General features: G+C 61.5%; 17 protein-coding genes. 14 read left to right on the top strand and 3 right to left on the bottom strand.

From position 1 onward, the window contains the following. Positions 1-68 precede the first annotated feature (68 nt). The 4 genes from D8Y22_RS05015 (at position 69) to D8Y22_RS05000 (ending at position 1,938) form a co-directional block, all read left to right on the top strand. Complete coding sequence (locus D8Y22_RS05015) at positions 69-614, top strand: hypothetical protein (protein ID WP_141463624.1); 546 nt, start codon at positions 69-71, stop codon at positions 612-614. Positions 615-732: 118 nt separating this feature from the next. Further along, positions 733-1,083, top strand: coding sequence for a HalOD1 output domain-containing protein (locus D8Y22_RS05010; protein ID WP_141463623.1), 351 nt, complete (start codon positions 733-735; stop codon positions 1,081-1,083). Positions 1,084-1,168: 85 nt separating this feature from the next. Continuing rightward, positions 1,169-1,477: an MTH1187 family thiamine-binding protein gene (locus tag D8Y22_RS05005; RefSeq protein ID WP_141463622.1), complete on the top strand. Its 309-nt coding sequence runs from the start codon at positions 1,169-1,171 to the stop codon at positions 1,475-1,477. An 89-nt stretch (positions 1,478-1,566) separates the two neighbouring features. After that, on the top strand, positions 1,567-1,938 hold the full coding sequence (locus D8Y22_RS05000; RefSeq protein ID WP_141463621.1) for a 30S ribosomal protein S8e: 372 nt from the start codon (positions 1,567-1,569) through the stop codon (positions 1,936-1,938). A gap of 204 nt (positions 1,939-2,142) precedes the next feature. Here D8Y22_RS05000 and D8Y22_RS04995 read toward each other — a convergent pair whose 3' ends face one another. Continuing rightward, positions 2,143-3,138: a phosphate signaling complex PhoU family protein gene (locus tag D8Y22_RS04995; protein ID WP_141463620.1), complete on the bottom strand. Its 996-nt coding sequence runs from the start codon at positions 3,136-3,138 to the stop codon at positions 2,143-2,145. 204 nt (positions 3,139-3,342) lie between these two features. Here D8Y22_RS04995 and D8Y22_RS04990 point away from each other — a divergent pair, with 204 nt between their 5' ends. The 5 genes from D8Y22_RS04990 to pstB all read left to right on the top strand — a co-directional run bounded on the left by D8Y22_RS04990 (position 3,343) and on the right by pstB (position 9,134). Beyond that, on the top strand, positions 3,343-4,332 hold the full coding sequence (locus D8Y22_RS04990) for a PstS family phosphate ABC transporter substrate-binding protein (protein ID WP_141463619.1): 990 nt from the start codon (positions 3,343-3,345) through the stop codon (positions 4,330-4,332). Continuing rightward, positions 4,329-5,270: a phosphate ABC transporter permease subunit PstC gene (gene pstC / locus D8Y22_RS04985; protein WP_141463618.1), complete on the top strand. Its 942-nt coding sequence runs from the start codon at positions 4,329-4,331 to the stop codon at positions 5,268-5,270. The genes D8Y22_RS04990 and pstC overlap by 4 nt, the downstream gene beginning before the upstream one ends. Further along, positions 5,267-6,208, top strand: coding sequence for a phosphate ABC transporter permease PstA (pstA, locus tag D8Y22_RS04980; protein WP_141463617.1), 942 nt, complete (start codon positions 5,267-5,269; stop codon positions 6,206-6,208). The genes pstC and pstA overlap by 4 nt, the downstream gene beginning before the upstream one ends. 116 nt (positions 6,209-6,324) lie before the next feature. Next, positions 6,325-8,025 carry a sensor histidine kinase gene (locus D8Y22_RS04975; RefSeq protein WP_141463616.1) on the top strand — a complete coding sequence of 567 codons (1,701 nt, stop codon included), beginning with the start codon at positions 6,325-6,327 and terminating at the stop codon, positions 8,023-8,025. A 248-nt stretch (positions 8,026-8,273) separates the two neighbouring features. Then, positions 8,274-9,134: a phosphate ABC transporter ATP-binding protein PstB gene (pstB, locus tag D8Y22_RS04970; protein ID WP_141463615.1), complete on the top strand. Its 861-nt coding sequence runs from the start codon at positions 8,274-8,276 to the stop codon at positions 9,132-9,134. A gap of 20 nt (positions 9,135-9,154) precedes the next feature. Here pstB and D8Y22_RS04965 read toward each other — a convergent pair whose 3' ends face one another. Next, positions 9,155-9,655, bottom strand: a complete 501-nt coding sequence (locus D8Y22_RS04965; RefSeq protein WP_174811766.1) for a DUF7322 domain-containing protein — start codon at positions 9,653-9,655, stop codon at positions 9,155-9,157. Between the two features lie 62 nt (positions 9,656-9,717). Further along, the gene (locus D8Y22_RS22235; protein ID WP_174811765.1) at positions 9,718-9,891 is read right to left on the bottom strand and encodes a DUF7331 family protein; all 174 of its coding nucleotides are present in this window, start codon (positions 9,889-9,891) and stop codon (positions 9,718-9,720) included. Between the two features lie 127 nt (positions 9,892-10,018). Here D8Y22_RS22235 and D8Y22_RS04960 point away from each other — a divergent pair, with 127 nt between their 5' ends. From D8Y22_RS04960 to D8Y22_RS04940, 5 genes are all read left to right on the top strand, one after another. After that, positions 10,019-13,981: a DNA polymerase domain-containing protein gene (locus D8Y22_RS04960; RefSeq protein ID WP_141463614.1), complete on the top strand. Its 3,963-nt coding sequence runs from the start codon at positions 10,019-10,021 to the stop codon at positions 13,979-13,981. A 153-nt stretch (positions 13,982-14,134) separates the two neighbouring features. Further along, positions 14,135-15,046 (top strand): ABC transporter ATP-binding protein, encoded by a 912-nt coding sequence (locus D8Y22_RS04955; RefSeq protein WP_141463613.1) that lies wholly within the window; start codon positions 14,135-14,137, stop codon positions 15,044-15,046. 61 nt (positions 15,047-15,107) lie between these two features. Continuing rightward, complete coding sequence (sufB, locus tag D8Y22_RS04950; RefSeq protein WP_141463612.1) at positions 15,108-16,538, top strand: Fe-S cluster assembly protein SufB; 1,431 nt, start codon at positions 15,108-15,110, stop codon at positions 16,536-16,538. 13 nt (positions 16,539-16,551) lie between these two features. Continuing rightward, positions 16,552-17,766, top strand: coding sequence for a Fe-S cluster assembly protein SufD (gene sufD / locus D8Y22_RS04945; RefSeq protein WP_141463611.1), 1,215 nt, complete (start codon positions 16,552-16,554; stop codon positions 17,764-17,766). Positions 17,767-17,859: 93 nt separating this feature from the next. Then, a complete protein-coding gene (locus D8Y22_RS04940) occupies positions 17,860-18,354 on the top strand; it encodes a ferritin-like domain-containing protein (RefSeq protein WP_141463610.1) in 495 nt (164 codons plus the stop codon). The last annotated feature ends 38 nt before the right edge of the window (positions 18,355-18,392 follow it).

Below are 18,392 nucleotides of genomic sequence, written 5' to 3'. Positions count from 1 at the left end.
CACGTCTGTGACGGTCACCGCCGTCGCGACCGGAAAACATACATCTTCTCTGACGTGTATGGTGGCGTATGGCTAGGACTGTGACGACAACCAGTCTCCACCGGTTTTGTAAGCGGTACGGTCCGGGTCGACTGCCGAAGGCCGACGACGACAGCATCGGCGCAGGATACGCCGCCGCCACGGCAGCGGTGGTAGCCACAGTCGCGTTCGGACTCGTTATGGTCGGTGCCGATTTCGTCGTTGCCGGCGCGTTCGATGGGACCGTACTGGCGGCACTCGGACTATCGATGGCGCCGATCGTCGGCCCGTTGGCGTTCGTCGTCGGCGTCGTTATCTGGCGACACCTCCCGTCAGAAACGCCATACTACGGCTTCACCGCCGGGTTCCTGGGTACGGTAGTGACCTACGTCGGGGCGTTTCTCGTCGGCTGTATTCTTCTCGTCAGTCTAGCGGCGCTGTCGGTGACTGGCACCGATCCGGTGGCGGCCGGTGCCTTCGCGGTCGGGGTTGCCGACGTCGGCTTTCGCCTCACCGCCTGGCTGACGGTTCCCATCGGCTGTGCAAGCGGCTACCTCTACGAAACCGTCGCGGTCCGCTCTCGAGTGCCATCCTAACTATCCACGAGCCCGTCACAGACGGCGTATTTCACCGAAACTAACCGTTGACGCCTCCAGTTGACTTTTATACCGCGGCATACTACGACGGAGTGACGACCGCACCGCTCAGATACCAATGCAGACGGAATCACCAGCAAGCGCAACGACGGACCTCCAGTACGATCAGCCTAACGACCGGTACGTGTTCCACCACGACGTGGAGGGGACCGCGACGCTGACGACGACGATCGTCCACGCGATCGCGGAGATCGCCGACACCGACGTCTCCCAGGGGGAGTTCTCTCTCTACGATAGCATCGACCCCGACGCCCTCGATCGGCTCTTTAGCCCGAAAGCCGACGGCACCGACCGAACCGGCGGTCACGTGGCGTTTACCGCCCTCGAGCACGAAGTGTTCGTATACGCAAACGGCGACGTCATCATCTATCCCCCGTCGAAAAACGGCCATCCGACGCCGTCGAACTGACCCGCAACCACCCGCGGAATCGACCGTTGCCACGCTGTCCACGACGGCCACGGTTTTAGGAGTCTACCGCTCGTGAGTGTCGACGATGACAGTAATCGCACTACTGAGCGTCGCTCCCGTCATCGAAGACAGCATGGCCGGCGAGATCGCCGAGGCAGTCGACGCGCTCGAGGCCTACGACGTGAGCTACGAAACGAATCCGATGGGGACGGTGATCGAAGCCGAGAGTACCGACGAACTCTTCGCGGCCGCGCAGGCGGCCCACGAGGCGGTCGACGCCGACCGAGTGAGTACGGTGTTGAAGATCGACGACAAGCGAACGCGGGAAGGCACAGCCAGCGACAAGGTCGACGCCGTCGCCGAGGAGTTGGGCAGGGAGCCACGAAACGAGTGACGCCGTCCAGCGACGAGTGAACACGCCACACAGGCGCCACGTCGATCCGAAAGCGTGGATTCAAGTATCGCCCGCTCCGTGTCTCGGGTATGCAAAACCAGGGACGCTCCACGCGAAAGCGAACCGGTGGTCGACTGAAGAACGTCCGCAAACGCCGCAAGGACGAACTCGGTCGGCTACCGACCGAAACCCAGGTCGGCGAACCGCGCTACCGAACCGTCGACGTTCGGGGCAACGACACCAAGATCCGCGCGCTGGCGACGAACGTCGCAAGCGTCAACGACGGCGACGAGACGCTCTCGGCCGACATCGAAGATGTCGTCGAAAACGACGCCAACCCCAACTACGTCCGCCGAAACATCATCACGAAGGGGGCCGTCATCGAAACCTCCGAAGGCCGCGCCCGCGTGACATCCCGACCCGGCCAGACCGGCCAGGTCAACGCCGTCTTGCTCGAGTAATCGGTTTCTTCGGTCCGCGTATCGCTTCTAATCGACTCTCACCCGCTAGCGGCTGGTCCAGCGGGGGCGAGTCGGTAGCTCGATCCAACGGACGACGAGTGAACCGGACTCGATCGAACGCGGACCACCGGCCGACCACGTCGTCGACCGGTGGATGGAAGCCCGACTGCGGAAATCTGGAATAAAAAGGCAAGAACAAAGCGTTCAGGGACGAGGGGCTGCCTTCTGCAACGCTGTCTCGGCAATGTTACCGCCGTAGTCGGCACTTCGCGAGAGCGAGTCGACGATCAAACCGAGCGACTGGGCCTGGACGGGCTCGAGATCCCGGAGCATGTCGTCGATGTGGCGGGTGTGTTCGTCGATCTCGAGGACGGCCTCGCGAGCGGCGTGGCCGAGTCGGTTTGCGTCCTCAGTCTCGTCGGCAAAGAGGGCGTCCATCGCCTTCTCGAGAACGTCGACGGCGTCGGCCTGCAGCGCCTCGAGCGCGTCGGCGACGGAGTCGGGAATCTCCTCGAGTTTGAGCGCGAGATTACTAATCTTGGCGGCGTGGTCGGCAACTCGTTCGAGTTGACGAGCGCTCGAGTGGTAGTCGAAGCAGTCCTCGCGGGGGACGCCGAGTTCCTCGGCAGCGCGGGGCGAGCGAAGCGTCGCACGGAAGATACGGGAGACGACGAGCCAGAGCCGATCGACATCGTCGTCGCGTTCGATGACGTCGCGGGCGATGTCGTCGTCGTTTTCGGTGAGAGCGACGACGGCGTCCTCGAGCATCGAGGTGGCGATCAAGCGCATGCGCGAGACGGCGTTGACGATCGAGAGCTCCGAGGAGTCGAGCAGGTCCTGGATGACGACGCTGTCGGTCGTCTCCTCCAGTACTTCGACGCCGACGAGACTCTGCGTGGCGTCCCGAATTGCCCGTCGCTGGTCGGTCGTGATTCGGGTCGCCTCGAGGCGGATGATGTCGAAGCCGCTGACGTACATCGTCATCACGGCTCGGGTGAGTCGTTCGCCCTCGAGGTCGGAAACGTCGAGGGTCCCCTCCTGTCGATCGGTTTCGCTCCGGGGCGTCAGCAACAGCGAGTCGTCTTCAGGGTAGAGTTCGACCGTCGACCCCGAACTGATCTCGTTGTCGGTCGCCCACCCTTTCGGCAGCGAGACGGTGTAGGTCGATCCTCCCGTTACCTGGACCTTACGCGTTTCCATACACTCGATTGTGGTCCCCGAACTATAAATTCCCGACCATCTATAGACCGCAGGCCGACGGCAGCTACTCGCTCGATAGCTCGCGTTTTACCCTCGCTTGCGTCCCCCACATCGGTTCCGTTTCCGTGGCATCGATTGTCCTATGTATCCCTATATAGGAAACATAGTAGGGTATTTAGAGACGATATCCCCACGTACACGATAATGGGTACGGAGCCGATCACTGACCGAGCCGGCGCGGTGTCACGTCGGCAGGTTCTACTCGGTGCCACAGGAACCACGCTTGCTGGGCTTGCAGGCTGTATCACTCGCGGCGAATCGAGTCATCTCGAGGGCGAAATCGTCATCGACGGCTCGAACACGCTGTTGCCAAACAGCGCGTTGGTCGCCGAACTATTTATGTGGGAGAACAACCAGGTGAATATTTCCGTTAGCGGAGCCGGGACCGGCGCCGGCTTCCAGCAGTTCTGTCGAGACGAGACGGATCTGCAGAACGCGAGCCGGGAGATCAACGATGCCGAGGCCGACCAGTGTGCAGACAACGGCGTCGAGTGGCTCGAACTCGAGGTCGTCTTAGACGGCCTCGCCGTGATGAAACACCCCGACAACGACTGGTGTGACTGTCTCACGGTCGAGGAACTGAGCCGAATGTGGGAACGGGGTTCGGACGTCGAGACCTGGGCCGACCTCGACGACGAGCGGCCCGACGAAGAGTGGCCCGACGAGGAAATCGCCTTTTACGGTCGGGATGCGGCGTCGGGTACCTACGATTATTTCACCGAGCAGATAAACGGTGCGGTCGGCAATATCCGAGATGACTTCAGCGGCTCGCCGGATACGAACAACATCATTCGCGGCGTTCGGGGTAATCGTCACGCGGTCGGCTTCGGTGGGGCCGGCTACTACTACGAGAACGAAGACGATGTGGACCTCGTCGCGATCGACAACGGTAACGGTTGTGTCGAACCCGAACGCGAGACGATCGAAGCAGAAACCTATCAACCGCTGTCTAGACCGATGTATCTCTACGTTCGGATGGGCGCGCTCGCTCGAGAGGAGTTTCGTGCGTTCGTTCGGTTCTATCTGGAGAACACCCAGGAAACCGCCCGCGACGTCGGTTTCTATGCGGTCCCCGACGAAACGATCGACAGCCAGCGCGAGAAACTCGAGGACGCGATCGCGGGGGTCACATGAGTTCGGAACCGATCGACCTGAGCCGGTCCGGTAACGATGTCGGGACGATCGGCGATCGGGTCGCGAGATACGTCTTCTTCGCGTGTGCGTTCGTCACGGTCGCGACGACGGTGGCGATTATCGCCGTGCTGGTCGAGGGTGCGATCGACTTCTTCTCGGCCGTCTCGATCGTCGAGTATCTCACCGGAACGAACTGGTCGCCACGGGCGGCCGACGATCCGAGCTTTGGGGTCCTCCCACTGGTCTGGGGGACGCTCATGATCACCGTCGGCGCGGCGCTGATCGCGGTTCCGGTCGGCACGCTGACGGCGATCTATCTCTCGGAGTACGCCAGTCCGCGCGTTCGCAGCGTCGTCAAACCGGTGCTCGAGATCCTCGCGGGCATTCCGACGATCGTCTACGGCTTTTTCGCGATCTCGTTTATTACCCCGATTCTCCAGGGGCTCGGGGGCCGGGTTCCGCTGCTCCCGGAACCGGGGACGTTCAACGCTGCTGCAGCGGCGATCGTCGTCGGCATCATGATCATCCCGATGGTGTCGTCGATCTCCGAAGACGCGATGTCGTCGGTTCCCGACTCGCTTCGGAACGCGGCCTACGGGCTGGGCGCGACGAAGTTCGAGGTCTCGACGCAAGTCGTGCTGCCGGCGTCGCTGTCGGGAATCGTCGCGGCCTACATCCTCGCGGTGTCGCGGGCCATCGGCGAGACGATGGCGGTCGCGCTCGCGGCGGGTGCACTGCCCCAACTGACACGCAACCCCTTCGAGGAGATTCAGACGATGACGGCGTACATGGTCGAGATCGGGACGGGTGACGCGTCGGTCGGATCGATCGGCTATCAGAGCCTGTTCGCGATCGGGTTGACCCTGTTCGTGATGACGTTCCTGATGAACATCTTCAGCATGTGGGTTCGGTCCCGCTACCGGGAGGAGTACCAATGAGTACGCCACCGACGACCGACGACAGCGGCTTCGAGTTCGACGAATCGGCGGTCAGACGAAAACGACGGCTCGGGAAACTGTTCCTCGGGCTGTGTGGGACCGCGACGCTGGTCGGTATCGTCGCGCTCGTGGCGCTGCTGGTCGACGTCGTCGTCGAAGCCTGGGGCTGGCTCACCTGGGAATTCCTGACCTATCCGCCGTCCCAGATCGTCGAACACTACGATCCGAGCAACTACGGCGATCTGCCGACCGGTCCGGGCGGCCTCTATCCGGCGATCGTCGGCTCGATCTACCTGATCGTCCTCACCGCGATTTTCACGCTCTTTCTGGGTGTCGGCGCAGCGATCTACTTAGAGGAATACGCCCCCGATAACCGACTGACGCGGTTCATCGAGGCGAACATCACCAACCTCGCCGGGGTTCCCTCGATCGTTTATGGACTGCTCGGCTTGGCCGTCTTCGTCCGGGCGCTGCAGACGGGAGCGAGTCTCATCGCCGGTGCGTTGACGCTGACACTGCTCATCCTGCCTATCGTCATCGTCCAGTCCCAAGAATCCCTACGGGCCGTTCCGGATTCGATGCGACAGGCCTCCTACGGCACCGGCGCGACGAAGTGGCAGACGATTCGCAACGTCGTCCTTCCCGAAGCGGTTCCGGGGATCATGACCGGGATCATCCTCTCGCTCTCTCGAGCGATCGGCGAGACGGCGCCGATCCTGATGGTCGGGGCGGCGACGACGATGTTCACGCCGCCCGAGTTGACGGATCCGACCGGACCGTTCAGCGCGATGCCGATGCAGATCTTCGAATGGGCGAAACTTCCGGACGGCGACTTCCAACACGTTGCAGCCGCCGGGATCGTCGTTCTCTTGACGGTGTTGCTGTTGATGAACGCCGTTGCGATCTACATCCGCAACGCGTACGATCCTCGCGGGTGAATAGCCGCTGTCCCGTCTGTGGCGGCCTGCATGGACATCGGCTTTCTAACATCGAACACAACAGCCACAACCATAATAAAACGATACATTACATATAATGGTACAACCACACCGACATGAGAATTGCGTACCGCTTTTTTCTCGTCTTTCTGCTCGTCGTTCTCGTCTCCGGAGCGGTGCTTTTCCTGACGTTCGACGCCCATCAGAGCGACGTGACGGCAAACGCCGAAACCTCGGTCGCGGACCACGCGAACATCTCCGCCTCGATGCTCGACGATCGCATTCGCGAGCAACAGCGGTCGGTCGCGATCGCTGCAGGCGACGAGGCGCTCACCGAGCACGGAACCGACGCCCAGTCCGACGCCCTCGAAGCGTTCGTCGACACGTCTGCCTTCGAGGGGGCGACCGTCGTCGACGACACCGGCGAAGTGCAGGCGATCGTGTCCGGCGACGACGCCGCTGACGTCGAGGGAGCAGACCTCAGCAAACGCCCCTACGTCGATCGAGCGCTCGCAGGTGAGCGATACGTCAGCGAACCATTCGTCGCCGAAACCGGTTACGAAATCGTGACCATCAGCATGCCGATCTACGACGACGACGAGATCGTCGGTGCGCTCAATGGCGCGTATCACCTCGACGAGACCGAACTGTTCGATCCGTTGAGCGGAGCGCCCCGCGAGGGCATCACCGTCGAAACGACGGACCAGACGCTGTACTCCGATGGCGACCAGTTCGAGGAGACGATCGACCACAGCGAAACGCTCGAGACGGTCGAGTGGACCGTCACCGCCCACCGCGACCGGGCGGAGGTATCGGCGACGACCAACCAACTCGCCATCTTCCAGCTCGTCTCCGGACTCACCCTTCTCGGTTCGATTTCGGCGTTCGGTCTCTGGGTCTATTGTTCGAACATTCGACGTATCGGACGACTCCACGACCGGGTTCGCGCCCTCGAGGCGCGTGACTATGAGTCGAGGCCATCGATCGACGGCAGCGGCGAGTGGGGTCGGATCGATGCCGCACTCGAGTCGCTGGCGAGTTCGTTGGCGCGGCGCGAACAGATGCTGCTCGTGCTCAATCGTATTTTGCGACACAATCTCCGCAATACGCTCAACGTCGTTGCCGGCCGGGCGACCGACCTCGAGTCGACGCTCGAGGGTGAACGCAGCGATACCGCGGCGGACATCCGCGTGGCGACCGACGAACTGGTGGCGTTGGCCGATCGGGCCCGAATGACGGAGTCGCTGCTCGATCCGATCGAGGAGCCAGTCCCCCGAACGGACCTCGCGGCGCTCGTCCGCGAGCGCGTCGACGCATTCGAGCGCACGCCGGACGACGGCGGCGATGGCGGAGACGAGACGACCGATCGGACGGAGCGCCATCGGCAACTGGAGTCGATCACCGTGGTCGCTCCGGAAACCGCCGTTGCAACCTGTGGCGAGGAGGTTGCCGTCGCTATCGATGAGCTGCTCGCAAACGCCGCCGAACACGCTGGTCCGAACGCGAGCGTCGAGGTCACCGTCGAAACCGACGAGCAGTGGGTGCGGGTTCGAATCGACGACGACGGTCCAGGGATTCCGCCCGTCGAAGGCTCCGCTATTGCTAGTGACCGACCGACCTCACAGGTCAATCACACTGGCGGAATCGGGTTGTGGCTCGTCAACTGGATCGTGAGTCGATACGACGGTCGGCTCTCTATTCCGTCGGTCGAAGACCAGCCGCCGACGGATTCGAACACGAACGACGGCCCGACCGGGGACAGCGGGACGACCGTGATGTTCGAACTCCCGCGTGGTTCGGATTCGACCGCCGACTGACCGATCGTCGGCCTCGGCTACATAGGACTATATGGCCGTATGGAGAGATCTAGTTTCCTACTGACTCCTCATAGTATCGTATTTTAGTTCGACCGACAACGGTTCGATATGCACCACGACGAGTATCGGGTCGAGCCTGTGGGGTTGTGGAAACGGACCGACCCGCAACGCCGACGCCCAGTTCCGAGTCGCAGTCGATCGAATCCGGAACAAGTAACTGCTCGAGTGCCAAGGGTGTCGTACGTTCTATGACTGCGAACGGAGAGGCCCCACGAACCGTATCCAAGTCCGCAGCCGACGACCAGCAGTCGACCGCGACGAGCGTTGACGACGGGTCGCTCGGTTCGTCTCGCGTGGCCGATCCCGTCATCGAATCACGTGATCTCGACGTCTACTACGGCGACGACCAGGCGCTTGATGGAATCGACATGACGATTCCGGAACGACAGGTGACCGCGCTCATCGGGCCCTCCGGCTGCGGGAAGTCGACGTTCCTGCGCTCGATCAACCGGATGAACGATCTCATCGACATCGCTCGCGTCGACGGAGAGCTGTCCTTTCACGGAAAAAACGTCTACGACGAGGACGTCGATCCCGTCGCCTTACGTCGGAAGATCGGCATGGTGTTTCAGAAACCCAATCCGTTCCCCAAGAGCATCTTCGACAACGTCGCCTACGGACTTCGTGTACAGGACCAAGACGAGAACGTCGAGCAACAGGTACGGACGGCCTTAGAGCGGGCCGCACTGCTCGAGGAAGTCGAAGACCAACTCGACTCGAGCGGCCTCGATCTCTCGGGCGGCCAACAACAGCGCCTCTGTATCGCCCGCGCGATCGCACCCGACCCGGAGGTCATCCTGATGGACGAACCCGCGAGCGCGCTCGATCCCGTCGCGACTTCGAAAATCGAGGATCTCGTCGAGGAGTTAGCCGAGGAGTATACGGTCGTCATCGTCACACACAACATGCAGCAGGCGGCGCGAATCTCAGATAAGACCGCCGTTTTCCTGACCGGCGGTCACCTCGTGGAGTTCGACGACACGGACAAGATCTTCGAAAATCCCGAAAGCGACCGCGTCGAAGACTACATCACCGGCAAGTTCGGCTGATCCGCTGATCGGAACCGCGCCTACGCGTCGTCGCTGTTTTCGCTCTGTCGCGGTTCGTCATCCGCCGGATCCTCACCACCAGTGTTTTCCGACGCTTCGGCCGTCGATTTCTCGGTGTCGCGTTCCGACTCGTCGCTCGAGCGTCGGTAGCCACGATAGCGCCGAGCGGCGAAAGCCAACAAGACGCCGCCACCGACGATCAGGGCGCCGCCTCGAGAGAGATCCCCCTGGAACAGTATCAGCATGAGACCGAGCGCGAACGCGAGGACTGCACCGTTGACGACGAGTACCACCGCCCAGAAGGTCTTGAGGAGGGCAGGCGGGACATCGCTCTCTTCGCCCATCTCCTCGAGTCCCGTCTTTGCTTCGGATTCGAACTCCTCGCGCAGCTCCGATCCGAGGCCCGAGCCCGCATCCTCGGTCTCGACTCGCGGAATCGTCAGCGAATCGCTATCGGGATCCCGAAAGTCAGCTTCCGGATCGTCCTCGTCGGGTTCGTGCTCGGTCCGATCGAATACCACAGTCGAACGCTTGGCGAGCGGTGAGAAAAGGATTGGCGTTTCAGTCGAAAACGCGAACGATTTCAGGCGAGTTCCTCGAGGGCGATCGCTCGCGAGGTTTCGACCCACGCCAGCGGATTTTCGGCATCGTATAAGACCATCCCATCGTCCGTCTCGTAGGCCTCGATCGTCGCGGTTCCGGCAGGTTCAGATCGCGACTCGACTCCGTCCGTCTCGTCGTCGGCTTGCGTAGACATATCGAACACCTGATCCTATGGTATGTGTTACCACATTATATGTCTTGTTGCTCCTGCAAGTGCCGCTGGCAGTCGGGGCCGACGCGAGAGAAAGGGGTTTTATTCGCCGGCTGCCAATCCCGATATCATGACTGAGGCGGGCCAGACCGGACTTACCGAGTTTTCCGGGGGAGACGACCGGCCGGACGAAGAGGCAGTTGCCGTCGCGGGCAACGGTGGGACCGACGCGACCGAGGTAATCGACGTCGTCGCGGAGACGCTTCCGGACCCCGAGGGGACACTCGAGCTCGCCGTGATGCAGGTCGACTACACGATCGCCGGCTACGGCGACGAGGAACGACCGATCATGCACGTCTTCGGGCGCACGCCTGCGGGCACGCTCGAGCACGTCCAGGTCGTCGGCTTTCGCCCATACTTTTACGCGCCGACCGACAGCCTCGAGCGGCCGCCCGAAGAGGCCTACGATCGCCTCACCGACAGCCGCGAACTCGACCGGAACGAGGAGCCCTATGAGAGTATTCGTGGCGAGAAACTGACGAAGATCTTCGGCCAGACGCCACGCGACGTCGGGCAGATTCGTGACGACTTCGAGCACTACGAGGCGGACATCCTCTTTCCGAACCGGTTTCTGATCGACAAGGACATCCGCAGCGGCATTCGGGTGCCGGAGCGACGCGCGGACGACGATTCGCTGGTCGTCCCCCACGAGGAAGTCGAGGCCGTAGATGTCGACGCGGAGCCTCGCGTCCTGACGTTCGACATCGAGGTCGAGGACCGCCACGGGTTCCCCGAGGACGGCGAAGAGCCGATCGTCTGTCTCACGAGCCACGACTCCTATCGCGACGAGTACGTCATGTGGCTGTTCGACGCGCCCGATGGCGACGGCGAGATCCCCGACGAAATCACCGACTACGACCCCATAGAAGGCGAAATTGACCACGAGATTCGGGCCTTCGAGGAGGAGGAAGCGATGCTCGAGGCGTTCGTCGATTACGTCCGTGAAACCAACGGAGACATCATGACCGGGTGGAATTTCGAGGATTTCGACGCCCCCTACGTTCTCGACCGCCTCGAGGAACTCCAGGGTCCCCACCACGACTACGACCTCTCGATCGACCGGCTCTCGCGGGTCGACGAGGTCTGGCGCAGCAACTGGGGCGGCCCCGATATCAAGGGCCGGGTCGTCTTCGACCTGCTGTATGGCTACCAGCGGATGGTTTTCTCCGAACTGGACTCCTACCGACTCGACGCCGTCGGGGAGACCGAGTTAGGTGTCGGGAAGGAACGCTACGCCGGCGACATCGGCGACCTCTGGGAGACCGATCCGACACAACTGCTCGAGTACAATCTCCGGGACGTCGAACTCTGTGTCGAACTCGACCGCCACCAGCAGATCATTCCCTTCTGGGACGAGGTGCGAGCGTTCGTCGGCTGTAAACTCGAGGACGCGCCGACGCCGGGGGACGCGGTCGACATGTACGTCCTGCACCAGGCCCACGGCCAGTTCGCGCTCCCTTCGAAGGGCCAACAGGAAGCCGGCGAGGAGTACGAGGGTGGGGCTGTCTTCGAGCCGATCACAGGCGTCAAGGAGAACGTGACCGTACTCGACCTCAAATCGCTGTACCCGATGTGTATGACGACGGTCAACGCCTCCCCGGAGACGAAGGTCGATCCCGGCGAGTACGACGGTGAAACGTACGTCGCGCCCACCGAACCCGAGCCGATTCACTTCCGGAAAAAACCCGACGGCGTGATGCGCGAGATGATTACGGAACTGCTCGCCGAGCGCGAGGAGAAGAAGGAACTGCGAAACGAGCACGAACCGGGAACGCTCGAGTACGAGCAGTACGACCGCCAGCAGGGTGCGGTAAAGGTTATTATGAACTGCTTCACACCGGATACGGAGGTGCTAACACCCCACGGTGTTCGCGACATAACTGACCTCGAGATCGGTGACGAGGTCTATTCGCTCGATCCTGAGACCGACGAATTGGAGCGCAAACCAGTCGTCGAAACGCACGCCTATCCCGAGTACGACGGCGACCTGATCGACATCGAGACGAATAAAATCGACTTCAGCGTCACACCGAACCACCGAATGCTCGTTCGAAAGAACGAGACGAACGGCATCACTGAAGACGAATACAGTTTCGTCGAGGCCGGAGACCTCGACCGGGCGACGAACTACGAACTTCCACACGGCTGGGAGGGACCAGACGGAGACGAACTCCAGGAGGTCGATCTGACGAAACTGATCGACGGCGAGTACGAGGTCTGGGTTCGACCATCCGTGCATGGTCACACGTTTACCGCGGAACTGGGCTGGACGCCCCATCGTGTGTCGAAAGCCGATGTCGGGCAGGTGGGGTACGTCTTCACCGCCGAAGAGTTCGAGGAACACCGGGAGTATATCGAGGGTGTCTGTGAAACGAGCTACATCCACCGCGAATCTGGCCGGAAGTGGATTCCCCGGACGTACGACGGAGACGAGTTCCTCGACCTGCTCGCGTGGTTCGTGACCGAGGGGAACGTCTACACGTCCGAAGACAAGCAGTTCGGCGAGAACGTCCGTGGATCTTCGACGACCGTGAAACTGGCCCAGAACAAACTACCGATCGCCGACGGCGGTGTCGATCACCACGCGACGATCGGTGAACTGCTCGACGACATGGGATTCGACTACTACGTCGACGATCGTTCCTACACGGTCACGTCGAAACTCCTTGGAGATCTGCTGACATCGCGCTGTGGCGAGGACAGCTTCGAAAAGCGAATTCCCGACTTCGTCTTCGAGTGTAGTCGTCGACAGAAACGCCGATTCCTCGAGGTGCTTATCGACGGCGACGGTGACCGACAGACGAACTCCTGGCGATACACGACCTCGAGCGAGCGGCTTCGAGACGACGTGCTCCGTCTCTGTGCACATCTCGGTCTGACGGCCAACTACAACCGGGATAGCGGTTCGTGGCGAATCTACGTGACCGAAGATTCGAAGAATACGCTTCGAATGCACCGAAGTTCGTCTCGAAGTACGGCCGAAAACGGCGTGTACTGCGTTACCGTCGAGGACAATCACACGCTGCTTGCAGGCCGGAACGGCAAGTTCCAGTTCGTCGGTCAATCGCTGTACGGCGTCTCTGGATGGGAACAATTCCGTCTCTACGACAAGGAGGCGGCCTCCGCGATCACCGCGACCGGGCGCGAAGTGATCGAGTTCACCGAAACGGCGGCCAACGAGTTGGACTACACGGTCGCCTACGGTGACACCGACAGCGTGATGCTCGAGCTCGGGCCGGACGTTCCCAAAGACGAGGCCCTCGAGCAATCCTTCGAGATCGAGGAGTACATCAACGGTCGATACGACGACTTCGCGCGAGAAGAACTCAACGCCGATTTCCATCGTTTCCAGATCGAATTCGAAAAGCTCTACCGACGGTTCTTCCAGGCGGGCAAGAAGAAACGCTACGCCGGACACATCACCTGGAAGGAGGGCAAAGACGTCGACACGGTCGACATCGTCGGCTTCGAGTACCAGCGCTCGGATATCGCACCGATCACCAAGGAGGTTCAGCACCGCGTCATCGAGATGGTCGTCAAGGAAGGCGACGTCGAGGGCACAAAGGAGTACGTCAACGGCATCATCGAGGACGTGCGCACGGGTGACATCTCGCTCGAGGAGATCGCCATCCCGGGCGGCATCGGAAAACGCCTGGATAACTACGACACCGACACGGCCCAGGTCCGAGGGGCGAAATACGCGAATCTCGTGCTCGGGACGAACTTCCAGCGGGGGTCGAAACCAAAACGTCTCTACCTCGAGCGCGTCGACCCCGCGTTCTTCCGGCGGATGGAAGCCGAGGAAGGGTTCGATCCCCAAACCGACCCGCTCTATGGCGCGTTCAAGCGCGATCCGGACGTCATCTGCTTCGAATACGACGATCAGATCCCCGCCGAGTTCGAAGTCGACTACGACACGATGCTCGAGAAGACGTTGAAAGGGCCGATCGAGCGTATCCTCGAGGCGCTTGGGGTCACCTGGCAAGAGGTCAAGACCGGACAGGAACAGACCGGCCTCGGGAATTTTATGTGATCCACCGGCGTTCGAAACGATCCGACGACTCCCGACAGCACCACCAGCGTGGGTTTCCGTAACGAAAAATAATCTTCCGTCATCGGAATCGTATCCAATTGGATACGAAACCGTTATTAGTCAGACGGCCCACCCATTAGACGACAGAGTACTATGGCACGTCTCGAGCTACGCAATCTACACGCGGCGGTAGCAGAGGGCGACGAGCAGATTCTCGAGGGCGTCGACCTCGAGGTCAACCCGGGCGAGATCCACGCCCTGATGGGTCCGAACGGGTCCGGGAAGTCGACGACCGCCAAGGTCATCGCCGGCCACCCGGCCTACGAGGTCACCGAGGGTGAGGTCTTGCTTCACCTCGAGGAAGGCGAGTTCGGCGAGGACATCGAGATCGACGAAGACCAGCGCACCTGGGACCTGCTCGACCTCGAACCGAACGAGCGCGCGGCACTCGGCGTCTTCCTGGGCTTTCAGTATCCCGCCGAGATCGAGGGCGTCACGATGACGAACTTCCTCCGGACAGCGTTGAACGCCAAGATCGAGGAGCGCGAAGAGCTCTTCGAAGACGAGGAGGAAGTCGAGGACGAAGCAGACGAGGACGACGGCTTCGAAACCTCGCCGATGGAAGGCCCTGCGGACGAGGGTGAGGTCGGCGTCGCCGAGTTCCAGCAGCTCCTCCAAGAAAAGATGGAACAGCTGGAGATGGACGAGCACTTCGCCCAGCGATACTTGAACGCCGGCTTCTCCGGCGGCGAGAAGAAACAAAACGAGGTCCTGCAGGCAGCCATCCTCGAGCCGTCGGTCGCCGTCCTCGACGAGATCGACTCCGGGCTCGACATCGACCGGCTGCAAGACGTCTCGGAAGGAATCAACTCGCTTCGGGACGATCAGGGCACCGGCATCCTCCAGATCACCCACTATCAGCGCATCCTCGACTACGTCGAGCCCGATCACGTCCACGTGATGCTCGACGGCAAGATCGCCAAAAGCGGCGACGCCTCCCTCGCCGAGGAGCTCGAGGACAAAGGCTACGACTGGGTCCGCGAAGAGGTCTACGGCACTGCGTAATCAAATTCGACTAGAACAACTGTAATAACCCTACAGCCGTAACCACATACACAATCACATTATGAGCTCCGAACAAGACCACCTCAAAGAAACTGACACCGAAGCGCGATTCGAGTTCAAAAAGGAGGAGAACTCGGCGGTTCGATCGGACAAAGGCCTGACAGAGGAGGTCATCCGCATGATCTCCGAGGACAAAGACGAACCAGACTGGATGCTCGAGCGCCGGCTTCGTGCACTCGAGCAGTATCAGAACATGCCGATGCCGACCGACTGGCCCGGCCAGCCGGATCTGACCGAACTCGACATCGAAGAGATCGTCCCGTATATCCGCCCGGACGTCGACAAGCGCGAAGGCGTCGACGACTGGACGGAACTGCCCGACGAGATCAAAGACACCTTCGACAAGCTGGGCATTCCGGAAGCCGAGAAGAACGCCCTCTCGGGCGTCGGCGCCCAGTACGAGTCCGAGGTTGTCTACCAGAACATGCAAGAGCAGTGGGAGGAGAAAGGTGTCATCTTCATGAACATGGACCGCGCGGTCCAGGAACATCCCGAGCTCGTCAAAGAGCACTTCATGACGACCTGTGTCCCGCCGAGCGACAACAAGTTCGCGGCACTCCACGGTGCCGTCTGGTCGGGCGGCTCGTTCGTCTACGTCCCAGAAGATGTCACCGTCGAGATGCCGGTCCAGGCCTACTTCCGAATGAACTCGGAGGGAATGGGGCAGTTCGAGCACACGCTCATTATCGCCGAGGAGGGCTCGGAGGTCCACTACATCGAGGGCTGTTCCGCGCCGAAGTACGGCACCCACAACCTCCACTCCGGCGGCGTCGAGGTCTTCGTCGGCGAGGACGCCCACGTTCAGTACTCGACGGTCCAAAACTGGTCGAAGAACACGTTCAACCTGAACACCAAGCGCGCCATCTGCGAAGCAAACGGCACGATGGAGTGGGTCTCGGGCAGCATGGGTTCGAAAGCGACCATGCTCTACCCGTGTACGATCCTCAAGGGTCGCGGCTCGACGGACACCCACATCACCATCGCCTTTGCGGGCGAGGGCCAGGACATCGACACCGGCGCGAAGGTCTACCACAACGCGCCAGACACCAGTTCGACCATCGAGTCCAAGTCGATCTCCAAGGACGGCGGCCGCACCAACTACCGCGGCCTCGTCCACATCGCCGACGGCGCCGAGAACTCCTCTACGGCCGTCGAATGTGACGCGCTGATGTTCGACAACGAGTCCACCAGCGACACCATGCCCTACATGGAGATCGAGGAGTCGAAAGTCGACGTCGCCCACGAGGCCACAGTGGGTAAAATCGGTGACGAGGACATCTTCTACCTCCAGAGTCGCGGGCTGGACGACGACGACGCCAAGAAGATGATCGTCGCTGGCTTCATCGAGCCGATCACGGAGGAACTGCCGATCGAGTACGCCGTCGAACTCAACCGCCTCATCGAACTCGAGATGGAGGGAAGCCTCGGATAATCCGAGACCGAACATGAGCACGCAGCTACACGCCAATCTGACCGAGGAACAGGTACGCCAAATTTCGGGCGATCTTGACGAGCCCGACTGGCTGCTAGAGATCCGTCTCGAGGCACTCGAAGCGCTCGAGGAGCTCGACATGCCCGATGTCATCCGGACGCCGGGACGGGACTGGACGAACCTCCACGAACTCGACTTCGAGTCGCTCGTGGATCCGCTAAACGCCGCGGAGAACAAAGATCAAGTCGGCCCCGACGAGGCCGAGGTCCTGCCGTGGGCCGACGCGGTCGCCGAGCACGAAGCGCTCCTGAAAGAGCACTTCGGCTCGATCGTCGATCCCCAGGAGAACTACTTGACGGCGCTCTCGACGGCGCTGTTCAGTACGGGGACCGTCGTCTACGTCCCCGAGGGCGTCGACGCCGAAGCGGTCACGATCCGCACCGAACAGAACTCCCGCTCGCTGTTCAACTACACGCTCGTCGTGACCGAGGAGTCCTCGTCGGTCACGATCCTCGAGCGCCAGTCGACAGGATCGGAGCAGGACGAGCAGTACTACAGCGGCATCGTCGAAGTTGCCGCCGGCGAGAACAGCTACGTTCAGTACGGCAGCCTCCAGAACCTCTCGGAGGACGCCTACAACTTCACCGTCAAACGCGGCGTGACCGACACCTACGCGACGATTGACTGGATCGAAGGCAACGTCGGTACCCAGCTCACCAAGACGGAAGTTTCGACGGAACTGAACGGCGACAGCTCCGAAACCCAGATCGTCGGTGCCTTCTACGGCCACAACGACCAGCACTTCGACTTGGACGCAAAGGTCTGGCACCGCGCCGAGCACACGACCGCCGACCTCGTTACTCGCGGCGTCACCGACGATGTCGCCCGCTCGGTCTATGAGGGCGTTCAGGATGTCGGCGAGGGTGCTTGGGACACGAGTTCCTACCAGCGAGAGAACACGCTGATGCTCTCCGACGAGAGCGAGGCCGACGCCTCGCCGAAGCTGATCATCAACAACCACGACACCGAAGCATCCCACAGCGCGACGGTCGGCCAGATCGACCAGGAGGACCTCCTCTACATGACCTCCCGCGGTGTCGACCCACGATCCGCCCGCAACATGCTCGTCGAAGGCTTCTTCGTCCCCGTTCTCGACGAAGTCGATGTCGACGAACTGCGCGACGATCTCGAGGGCCTGATTCGCCAGCGCCTTCACGCTCGCGACTAACGCCTGCTGGGACCGCACACGGCTCGATTTTGCGTTGCTCGACTTCGGTTCGAGATGCTGGAAGTTAAGTAACGTGCCCACCCACCCATAGCTATGAGTCTGGGACAGCGCGTCTCGAGCGACCACCAACTCGCGCGACTCCTCCAGATCGGCGTCGTGTTAGAGGAGGTCGTCGAGTCACGCGCCGCCCACCACCTCGAGTCCCTGCCGCCCGACGAGCGAGCAGCGGTCGACGAGGCGGTGCGGGAGTTGCTCGTCGAGGCCACCGAAGAGTCGGCCGACCACCGCGAGCGACTCGAGGCGCTAATCGACGATTTAGACGCCGAAACAGTTGCGTACGAGGAAATCAACGCGTTGGTCGACGCCCAGTACGGGCCACCCGAGGACACCGACGGCGTCCTCTATGACCAACTGGCCAACGAGGAAACCGCATACAAGTTCTACGACGATCTGATCGAGGCGGTCGAGGCCAGCGACGCCGAGTACGCGATCGATCGCGATCGCCTCCTCGAGACGCTCTACGAGATCCGCGAGGAGGAAAAGGAAGGCGTCGAAGACGTGACCGAAATCATGGAGTATCGAGTATGAGCGGCCCGAACAAACGACTCACGGCGACCGGAGGAAAG

It is taken from the genome of Salinadaptatus halalkaliphilus (genome assembly GCF_006543045.1).
GTDB lineage: Archaea > Halobacteriota > Halobacteria > Halobacteriales > Natrialbaceae > Salinadaptatus > Salinadaptatus halalkaliphilus.
This window is presented reverse-complemented; position numbering and strand designations above follow the sequence as displayed.